Genomic DNA, 9,084 nt, shown 5'->3' on the forward strand with positions numbered 1-9,084 from the left:
CGGCCCGGGCGGCTCACCCGACAGGTTCAGGACCCCAAACGACCGTACCGACTGCGCGCTCTCCGAACAGCTGCGACGCAACGCCGCGACGCAGGGGTGGCAGGGCCTGCGCCGCGTGCCGAGCTACCCCTGCGACGACTGGCGGGCCGAGCGGGACGGGCTGCTGGTCACGCTCGCCCACTCGGCGAGCGGGTCGAGGCTGAGCGTCGCACCGGCCGCGCCCGACAAGTTCCTCGCCGCCACCATCACGGGCACCCTTCTCGGCGCCGCCGCCGGCACGGCGCTGTTCCGGCTGGTGGCACGGCGACGTCCACCCGTACCCCTGCTGGTCGGCACCCTGGTGACGGTCGGTCTACTCCCAGGCGTCGCCCTCACCTGGGCGATCCTGGACATGAACCGGCTCACCGAGCCGGGAGTTGGCCCAAGGCCGGCAGGGGTGGCTGGTCGGCTGCGGGCAGCCTGTCGAGCCGGGTACGGACTATCGCCTCTGACCTGGGTCGGAGGGCGGTGGAGCGGGCGACGGGAATCGAACCCGCACCGTCAGTTTGGAAGATCGTTCTCGGCTGTCATGATCTGCCCGGATCGCCTGGTCAGTGGCCGGGTCCTGGTGCCCGATCATGACCGCTGGGGACCGTCTGGGACATCGGCTACTGGCACGTGGCTGGCACGGCTGCGCGGTGGGCGCGTGGCTGTCCGGCGGCGTGCGGCTTACCGCCCCCGGCCTCTCGGGTCGGGGGCGGCTTGCCGTGTCGCCGGCTTTCCGCGCGCCTGGACCCCGTCACCTGGTGGCAAGCCGCGAAGCGGCGCGGCAGCCGATCGCCCCAACCACGACGGCGGTTGACCACCCCACGATCGTCACGACCGCAAGTCGCTGGTCAGTCGCCAGGCGGACAGTTTCGATGTCCGGTCTCCGGTACGGTCCCGCAGTGGACCTTCGATCCCGGCGAGCCGCCACCAGACGAGTAGTAGGCACGGCGTCATTGCTGGCAGGCTTGCTGATCTCCGCGCTCACCGCGTTGAGCGACTCAGGGCAGACGGAACCTCACGTCCTCGCTGGCCTCCTGGTACTCGTCGGCGTTGGACTGCGCATAGAGGCCGCGATCATTGCTCCCCAGGCGTAGCACGAGCCATGGTTGGCCGCGCGCGGCCGATGCCGGCCGGAGGCCGCCAGCAGGCCAGTGCGCGGCCAACGCGCCGCGCTTGCGCGGCGCCTTGCTCCTTCGGGCGATCCTGAACACCGCCGTGAAGGAAGACGAGCTGATCCGGCAGAACCCCTGCCGCATCCCCGGCTATGACCGCTATCACACGCCGGAGCGGCCGGTGGCGACCGTCGCCCAGGTCCTCGCGCTCGCCAAGCGGATGCCGCCCCGGTTCTCCGCGCTGGTGATCGTCGCGGCGTTCTCCGGGCTCCGCTGGGGCGAGCTGGCGGCGCTGCGCCGCTCGGATGTCGACCTCACGGCCGGTACGGTCCGCGTCCCGCGCAAGCTGGCGGCGCTACGCAGCCGGATGGAGTTCGGCCCGCCCAAGTCGGTGGCGAGCAATCGCACCGTGACCCTGCCGTCGGCGGCCCGGACGGCGCTCGCCGAGCACCTGGCCGAGTACGTGGGCGAGGAGCCGGAAGCGCTGGTCTTCACGGGGGACAAGGGGGCGGTGCTGCGTTCCGGCAACTTCCGCCGGGCGGTCGGCTGGGCGGCGGCACTGCGGGCGGCTGGCATGCCGGAGGGGTTCCACTTCCACGATCTGCGGCACACCGGCAACAACCTGGCGGCGGCGACCGGGGCCAGCACCCGGGACCTGATGCACCGGATGGGTCACGCCAGCATGCGGGCGGCCCTGATCTACCAGCACGCGAACAGCGAGCGGGACCGGGAGATCGCTGACGCCATGGACCGCCGGATCGTCAAGCAGGCGAAGCGCGCGGCGGCGCCGGCCAAGGCGAGCAAGACCAAGGGCAAGGCGACCAAGGAGCAGCCGGCGGCGCGCAAGGCGACCAACGGCACGAAGCCGAAGCGACCGGCACGCGAACCCGCCTCGGACGGCACGGGTGGCGCTACTGGCACGCCAATGGCACGCAAGATCAAGAAGGGCTGAAACGAGAACGGCCCAGGCTCGGCGACTATGCCGCTGACCTGGGCCGGAGTTCGTGGAGCGGGCGACGGGAATCGAACCCGCACCGTCAGTTTGGAAGACTGAAGCTCTGCCATTGAGCTACGCCCGCGTACGCCCCGACACCGCAGGACGCGCCGACAGCCTACCCGGTCCGCCCACCCGGTGCGCAAAAGGCATCTACCACGCGCCGGTCACGGCCCTCCACACCGCAGTCGGCCCAGGAAGCGGGACGCCGCGACTCTGCTGGTCCTGGGTGCGGGAGCGTGTCCGGTTGCTGCCGGTTCGGCGCGTTGGGGCCCGCCCCGACACCTCGCACCGGTCCGCAAGGCATACACTTCTCGTCGCCACGGGGTGTGGCGCAGCTTGGTAGCGCACTCGCTTTGGGAGCGAGGGGCCGTGGGTTCAAATCCCGCCACCCCGACTGTCGTCCGCGGCCGGGCGCCGGGGCATCGCTGTTTGCGCGGTTGCCCGGGCGCTGCCGGAGCGTCCGGCTGGCTCGCCTACACTCGATGGGCTGAATCACGCCCAGACTCAACTGAGATCCGTCAAGGAGTACGCCTGTGAAGAGCACCGTCGAGACTCTGAGCCCGACGCGCGTGCGGCTCGCCATCGAGGTGCCGTTCGTCGAGCTCGAGCCGAGCCTCAAGAAGGCGTACCGGGAGATCGGCCAGCAGGTCCAGGTTCCCGGTTTCCGCCGGGGCAAGGTGCCGGCCGCCGTGATCGACCAGCGGGTGGGCCGGGGGACCGTCCTCAACGAGGCGATCCAGGAGGCCATCCCGCAGAACATCCTCGCTGCGGTCCGTGAGCACGACCTGAAGACGCTCGGTCGTCCGGAGGTCGACATCACCGAGTTCAACGACGGTGACTCGCTCAACTTCACCGCCGAGGTCGACGTGCGCCCGGAGATCACTCTGCCGGACCCGGCCACCGTCGAGGTGACCGTCGACGAGCTGCAGATCGACGACAGCGAGATCGACGAGCAGGTGAAGAGCCTGCGCGAGCGGTTCGCCACGCTCAAGACCGTCGAGCGGGCCGCCCAGGAGGGCGACTACGTCCAGATCGACCTGAACGCCACCGTCGACGGCGAGGACGTGCCGGGCGGCCAGGCGAGCAACATCTCGCACGAGGTCGGCAGCAAGCAGCTCCTGCCAGGGCTGGACGAGGCCCTGGTCGGTCTCGCCGCCGGGGACAGCACCACCTTCACCACCCAGTTGGTGGGCGGCGACTTCGCCGGCCGCGACGCCGACGTGGCGGTGACCGTCCGCACGGTCAAGGAGAAGGAGCTGCCGGAGCTGAACGACGACTTCGCCCAGATGGCGAGCGAGTTCGACACCATCGAGGAGTTGCGCGGCGACGTGCGCGAGCGGGTCACCCGGGGCAAGCGGGTGGAGCAGATCTACGCCGCCCGGGACAAGGCCCTCGAGCAGATGGTCGCTGCCGCCGAGGTGCCGGCGCCGGAGGGTGTCGTCCGCGAGGAGGTCGAGAGCCGCAAGGCCGCCATGATCGACCAGCTCGAGCGGATCGGCGCCTCCCTGGAGGAGTACCTCGCCGCCGAGGAGAAGACCGAGGAGCAGATCGACGCCGAGCTGAACGAGGCGGCGACCGAGGGCGTCAAGATCCAGCTCCTGCTGGACACCCTGGCCGACGCCGAGGACGTCCAGGTCTCCGACGACGAGTTCGGCCACGAGATCGTCCACCGGGCGCAGCGTGCCGGCATGGCCCCGCAGCAGTACTACGACCAGCTGGTGCGCTCCGGCGCCGCCGGTGCCGTCTTCGGTGACGTCCGCCGCGGCAAGGCCCTCGCCGCCGTGATGGAGAAGATCAAGATCAAGGACGCCGCCGGCAACGAGGTCAGCCTCGACGCGCTGCGCGCCGAGAGCGAGCAGGCGCACGACCACGAGCACTGACGTCCCCGGTCGGCCGCCGTCCGCCCGTTGCGGTGGACGGCGGCCGAAACCCTTTTCCGGGTACGTCCCGGGGACAGCTGCGCTGATAGCGAACACTGTCCCGACCGGGAGTCGATCACCCGGCTGAGCGGTTAGTGTCGGGTACGACGGTACGGAGAGCGAAGGGCTGCCATGACCGACATGCACATCCCAGCGAAGCCGCTCCGGGCGATCGACGCCCGCGGTGGCGACTCAATTGGCAACCTCGACGACTCGGTCTACAACCGGTTGCTCAAGGAGCGCATCATCTTCCTGGGCAGCGAGGTGAACGACCAGGTGGCCAACCGCATCTGCGCGCAGCTGCTGCTGCTCGCGGCGGAGGACCCGGACCGGGACATCTTCCTCTGGATCAACTCGCCGGGCGGTTCGGTCTACTCCGGCATGGCGATCTACGACACCATGCAGTACATCGACAACGACGTGTCGACCGTGGCGATGGGCATGGCGGCCTCGATGGGCCAGTTGCTGCTCTGCGCGGGCACCAAGGGCAAGCGGTACGCCCTGCCGCACGCGCGGATCATGATGCACCAGCCGTCCGGCGGCATGGGCGGCACCGCCTCGGACATCGCGATCCAGGCCGAGCAGATGCTCTACACCAAGCGGATGTTCCAGGAGCGGGTCGCGTTCCACACCGGCCAGACCCAGGCCCAGATCGAGGCGGACTCGGACCGCGACCGTTGGTTCACCGCCAAGGAGGCCATGGACTACGGCTTCATCGACAAGGTGATCACCGGAGCCGCACAGGTTCCGGAAGGCGCCGGGACCCTGAGCTGACCGAGGAGCTGACGATGACCGACCTGAGCCTGCCGCCCCAGTTCGCGGCCGTGCACAACCGCTACGTCCTCCCGTCGTTCGTGGAGCGCACGTCGTACGGGGTCAAGGAGTCCAACCCGTACAACAAGCTCTTCGAGGACCGGATCATCTTCCTCGGCGTCCAGGTGGACGACGCGTCCGCCAACGACGTGATGGCGCAGCTGCTGACGCTCGAGGGCACCGACCCGGACCGCGACATCATCATGTACATCAACTCGCCGGGTGGCTCGTTCACCGCCATGACGGCGATCTACGACACCATGCAGTACGTCCGGCCGGACATCTCCACCGTCTGCCTGGGCCAGGCGGCGAGTGCGGCGGCCGTGCTGCTCGCGGCCGGCACCCCGGGCAAGCGGATGGCGCTGCCGAACTCGCGGATCATCATCCACCAGCCGGCCACCGAGGGCGGCTACGGCCAGGGCTCGGACATCGAGATCCAGGCCCGGGAGATCCTGCGGATGCGGACCCAGCTGGAGGACATGCTCTCCCGGCACTGCAACCGCCCGATCGAGAAGGTCCGCAAGGACATCGACCGGGACAAGATCATGACGGCCGAGGAGGCCAAGGAGTACGGGCTGGTCGACACGATCCTGACCAGCCGCAAGAAGGGACTGCTGGCGGCCAACGCCGCGAGCTGAGCCAGGCCGGGTCGGAGGTCGGTCGGCGCGTGGTTCCCGGCCGACCTCTGACACACCCGTTTTGGGGGTCGGAGAAACCTCCGCCAGCGGGTAACGTCGGGTCCGTACCGCTGTGCCGGGTCGGACCGGCGGCGGGGATTTCAGACGGACGGGCGCCCGGCGCCCGCAGGTCAGGGCCGGGTTCCGGCCGACGAGTGCAGGGAGAACGTAGGTGGCACGGATCGGTGACGGCGGCGACCTACTGAAGTGCTCCTTCTGTGGTAAGTCCCAGAAGCAGGTCAAGAAGCTCATCGCGGGCCCAGGGGTCTACATCTGCGACGAGTGCATCGATCTCTGCAACGAGATCATCGAAGAGGAGTTGGCCGAGTCCGGCGAGGTGAAGTGGGAAGAGCTTCCCAAGCCGATGGAGATCTGCCAGTTCCTCGACAACTACGTCGTCGGGCAGGAGCAGGCCAAGAAGGCGCTCGCCGTCGCGGTATACAACCACTACAAGCGGATCCAGGCCGAGGCGGCCGGCGCGCCGGGCCCCGGCAGCGACGGCGTCGAGCTGGCCAAGTCCAACATCCTGCTGCTCGGCCCGACCGGGTGCGGTAAGACCCACCTGGCGCAGACCCTGGCCCGGATGCTGAACGTGCCGTTCGCGATCGCCGACGCCACCGCCCTGACCGAGGCCGGGTACGTCGGCGAGGACGTGGAGAACATCCTCCTCAAGCTGATCCAGGCCGCGGACTACGACATCAAGCGCGCCGAGACCGGCATCATCTACATCGACGAGGTCGACAAGATCGCCCGTAAGTCGGAGAACCCGTCGATCACCCGGGACGTCTCCGGCGAGGGTGTGCAGCAGGCGTTGCTGAAGATGCTCGAGGGCACGGTGGCCAACGTGCCGCCGCAGGGCGGGCGCAAACACCCGCACCAGGAGTTCATCCAGATCGACACCACCAACGTGCTGTTCATCTGCGGTGGCGCCTTCGCCGGTCTCGACCAGATCATCGAAGCCCGCACCGGTCACGGCGGCACCGGCTTCGGCGCCCGGCTCCGGTCGGTCTCCGAGCGGTCGACCGATGACATCTTCAGCCAGGTCATGCCGGAGGACATGCTCAAGTTCGGGCTCATCCCCGAGTTCATCGGCCGGCTGCCCGTGATCACCAACGTGCGCAGCCTGGACCGCAGCGCCCTGGTGCGCATCCTCACCGAGCCCCGCAACGCGCTGGTCCGGCAGTACCAGCGCCTCTTCGAGCTCGACGGGGTGGAGTTGGAGTTCGAGCAGCCGGCGCTGGAGGCGATCGCCGACCAGGCGATGCTGCGCGGCACCGGTGCCCGTGGCCTGCGCGCCATCATGGAAGAGGTCCTCCTCTCCGTGATGTACGAGGTGCCCAGCAACCCGGACGCCGCCCGCGTGCTGATCACCCGCGAGGTGGTCCTGGAGAACGTCAACCCGACGATCGTCCCGCGCGAGTTCACCGGTCGCCGGGCCCGCCGGGATCGCGAGGAGAAGTCGGCCTGACCGGCCACCGCCGCACGCACTGACTTCGGGAGCACGGCCACCCTGTGGGGCCGTGCTTCCGTCCGTCGGACACGACGGCGGTCCGCCTTCGGTACGACCGGGTGGTGCCCTTCGTGCTGGCGGCGGTCCCCGCGAGCCGGCAGGACAGCAGGCCCCGAACGGGTGGGCGGGAGCGGCGCAGCCGGTGCTCGCGTCATCTGACGCTGTCGTCGGCCGGGCTCCGGCCGTACGCTGATCTCCATGCGTGTCGCCGTCTGCCAGCTCAACGCCCGCGACGACCGCGCGGCCAACCTGGCCGCCGCGGAGGCCCTGCTGGTCAGGGCCGCGGCGGCCGGTGCCGATCTCGCGGTCCTCCCCGAGTACGTCGACTACCTGGGCCACGCCGCGGGCATGCCGGCACCCGAGCCGGTGGACGGCACGGTGGGGACGTTCTTCGGGGGCGTCGCGGCTCGGCTCGGCATCTGGGTCGTCGCCGGCTCCTTCCACGAGGCCGGCCCGGATCCCGAGCACACCTGGAACACGTCGCTGGTCTTCGACCGCTCCGGCGCTCTCGCCGCCAGCTACCGCAAGATCCATCTGTACGACGTGGAGATCCCCGGCCGGGTGTCCTACCTGGAGTCGGCGACAGTCGCACCGGGCGACCGGCCGGTGGTGGTCGAGGTCGAAGGGCTACGGGTCGGCCTGTCGATCTGCTACGACCTCCGCTTCCCCGAGCTCTATCGGCGGCTCGCCACCGACGGGGGAGCGCACCTGCTCGTCGTGCCGGCCGCGTTCATGCTGCACACCGGCCGGGACCACTGGGAGGTGCTGCTGCGGGCCCGGGCGATCGAGAATCAGTGCTTCGTGGCCGCCGCCGGGCAGACCGGCGACCACGATCCGGGCCGGACGTGCTTCGGGCGCAGCATGGTGGTCGACCCCTGGGGGACGGTGCTCGGCCAGGTGCCGGACGGCCCCGGTCTGACCGTCGTCGACCTCGACCTCGATCGGCTGCACACCATCCGCGCGGAGCTGCCCAGCCTGGCCAACCGCCGGCTGTAGCCGTCAATCCTGGAAGAGCACGCCGAGCACGGTGAGGCCGACGATCGCGGCGGCGGTCACCAGCAGAGCGGTGCCCATCCGCGATCGCCCGCGCCGCGCCAGCCGCGCCAGCGACAGCAGGACGACGACGAGCACGACCGCGCCGATCACCAGCTGCCAGAAGGGCAGCAGCAGTCCGAGCAGTGCCTCTTCGGCGAGGGGGACCACCGGGGACCGCGAGACGTCATCCATGGCAGCCACTCTGGCACGCCGCCGGCTCCGCCGGCCCGCCCTTCGCGGTGGGACACGCGGTCTGCGTGGACGAAGCCCGCGAGGACGCAATGACGATCATTGATTTGCCTTCTGAGGGCCTTCCGCGTAACTTTCTCTCTGCACGCGGGAGGCCGGACAAACCGACGGAGAGCGGGCACCAGGCTCGTGGCGGAGACGCCGAGCGAGACTGAGGATCGGGCGGTGCGAGACACTCCGGAAGACGGGGTTGCGATCGCGAAACCGACCGGGTAGAGTGCGAAAGCCGGCAGGGAGCCGGGCGGGTGGCCGCGAAGCGGCGATCGGCCGGTCTGTCGCTTCCCACGACAGGAACGACCGCCGGTGACGGCGTGCGTCAGCGTGGAACGGACCGAACCAAGTTGATCACCTCGGATGCGAGGTTGACAGCGGAAGTCGGGTCGGGTAAGTTAGAGGGGTTGCCCCGGATGGGGCTCCACGGATGTGGAGTTCCGGCGGTGTGTGGTTGTTCTTTGAGAACTCAACAGGGTGCTTGATAAGCCAGTGCCAATTTGATTTATACCCCGGACTGGTGATCCTTCTTCGGGAGGGTTGTTGGTTGGGATTCCTTTGGCAACACTTTTGTTGTCAGGACATGTTTTCAACAGTTTTTGTTGGAGAGTTTGATCCTGGCTCAGGACGAACGCTGGCGGCGTGCTTAACACATGCAAGTCGAGCGGAAAGGCCCTTCGGGGTACTCGAGCGGCGAACGGGTGAGTAACACGTGAGCAACCTGCCCTAGGCTTTGGGATAACCCCGGGAAACC

Annotated in this window: 9 protein-coding genes, 2 tRNA genes and 1 rRNA gene; 8 read left to right on the forward strand and 4 right to left on the reverse strand. The window is 69.2% G+C overall.

What is annotated here, in order from left to right:
* Positions 1 to 123: 123 nt before the first annotated feature.
* Together GA0070560_RS29835 and GA0070560_RS29165 are read right to left on the reverse strand one after the other, a co-directional pair.
* On the reverse strand, positions 124 to 246 hold the full coding sequence (locus GA0070560_RS29835) for a hypothetical protein (RefSeq protein ID WP_281184975.1): 123 nt from the start codon (positions 244 to 246) through the stop codon (positions 124 to 126).
* A 779-nt stretch (positions 247 to 1,025) separates the two neighbouring features.
* The gene (locus tag GA0070560_RS29165; RefSeq protein WP_211565957.1) at positions 1,026 to 1,238 is read right to left on the reverse strand and encodes a hypothetical protein; all 213 of its coding nucleotides are present in this window, start codon (positions 1,236 to 1,238) and stop codon (positions 1,026 to 1,028) included.
* Positions 1,239 to 1,242: 4 nt separating this feature from the next.
* On the opposite strand from GA0070560_RS29165, the gene GA0070560_RS29605 reads away from it, so the two are divergent.
* Positions 1,243 to 2,091, forward strand: coding sequence for a tyrosine-type recombinase/integrase (locus GA0070560_RS29605; RefSeq protein ID WP_245675663.1), 849 nt, complete (start codon positions 1,243 to 1,245; stop codon positions 2,089 to 2,091).
* Between the two features lie 53 nt (positions 2,092 to 2,144).
* Here the strand turns inward: GA0070560_RS29605 and GA0070560_RS22910 are convergent.
* Positions 2,145 to 2,218, reverse strand: a tRNA-Gly gene (locus GA0070560_RS22910).
* A 238-nt stretch (positions 2,219 to 2,456) separates the two neighbouring features.
* Here GA0070560_RS22910 and GA0070560_RS22915 point away from each other — a divergent pair.
* From GA0070560_RS22915 to GA0070560_RS22940, 6 genes are all read left to right on the forward strand, one after another.
* Positions 2,457 to 2,530: transfer RNA gene (locus GA0070560_RS22915), tRNA-Pro, on the forward strand.
* Between the two features lie 139 nt (positions 2,531 to 2,669).
* Complete coding sequence (gene tig / locus GA0070560_RS22920; RefSeq protein ID WP_091301295.1) at positions 2,670 to 4,016, forward strand: trigger factor; 1,347 nt, start codon at positions 2,670 to 2,672, stop codon at positions 4,014 to 4,016.
* Between the two features lie 171 nt (positions 4,017 to 4,187).
* A complete protein-coding gene (locus GA0070560_RS22925; protein ID WP_091301297.1) occupies positions 4,188 to 4,829 on the forward strand; it encodes an ATP-dependent Clp protease proteolytic subunit in 642 nt (213 codons plus the stop codon).
* A 14-nt stretch (positions 4,830 to 4,843) separates the two neighbouring features.
* Positions 4,844 to 5,506, forward strand: coding sequence for an ATP-dependent Clp protease proteolytic subunit (locus tag GA0070560_RS22930; protein WP_091301299.1), 663 nt, complete (start codon positions 4,844 to 4,846; stop codon positions 5,504 to 5,506).
* Positions 5,507 to 5,717: 211 nt separating this feature from the next.
* Positions 5,718 to 7,013 carry an ATP-dependent Clp protease ATP-binding subunit ClpX gene (gene clpX, locus GA0070560_RS22935; RefSeq protein ID WP_091301301.1) on the forward strand — a complete coding sequence of 432 codons (1,296 nt, stop codon included), beginning with the start codon at positions 5,718 to 5,720 and terminating at the stop codon, positions 7,011 to 7,013.
* Positions 7,014 to 7,253: 240 nt separating this feature from the next.
* Complete coding sequence (locus GA0070560_RS22940) at positions 7,254 to 8,051, forward strand: carbon-nitrogen hydrolase family protein (RefSeq protein WP_091301303.1); 798 nt, start codon at positions 7,254 to 7,256, stop codon at positions 8,049 to 8,051.
* 3 nt (positions 8,052 to 8,054) lie between these two features.
* On the opposite strand, the gene GA0070560_RS22945 is transcribed toward GA0070560_RS22940, so the two are convergent.
* The gene (locus GA0070560_RS22945) at positions 8,055 to 8,282 is read right to left on the reverse strand and encodes a hypothetical protein (protein ID WP_091301305.1); all 228 of its coding nucleotides are present in this window, start codon (positions 8,280 to 8,282) and stop codon (positions 8,055 to 8,057) included.
* Positions 8,283 to 8,929: 647 nt separating this feature from the next.
* Between GA0070560_RS22945 and GA0070560_RS22950 the strand changes: the two genes are divergently transcribed.
* Positions 8,930 to 9,084: ribosomal RNA gene (locus GA0070560_RS22950) — 16S ribosomal RNA — on the forward strand; the annotation flags it as partial.

It is taken from the genome of Micromonospora halophytica, assembly GCF_900090245.1.
Taxonomy (GTDB): Bacteria; Actinomycetota; Actinomycetes; order Mycobacteriales; family Micromonosporaceae; genus Micromonospora; species Micromonospora halophytica.

Excerpts from the sequence above, each read along its gene's own strand:
- GA0070560_RS29835 (WP_281184975.1), bottom strand. The coding sequence starts at position 246 with ATGGTGGCGGCGAGGAACTTGTCGGGCGCGGCCGGTGCGACGCTCAGC.
- GA0070560_RS22925 (WP_091301297.1), top strand. The coding sequence starts at position 4,188 with ATGACCGACATGCACATCCCAGCGAAGCCGCTCCGGGCGATCGACGCC.
- GA0070560_RS22930 (WP_091301299.1), top strand. The coding sequence starts at position 4,844 with ATGACCGACCTGAGCCTGCCGCCCCAGTTCGCGGCCGTGCACAACCGC.
- GA0070560_RS22940 (WP_091301303.1), top strand. The coding sequence starts at position 7,254 with ATGCGTGTCGCCGTCTGCCAGCTCAACGCCCGCGACGACCGCGCGGCC.
- GA0070560_RS22945 (WP_091301305.1), bottom strand. The coding sequence starts at position 8,282 with ATGGATGACGTCTCGCGGTCCCCGGTGGTCCCCCTCGCCGAAGAGGCA.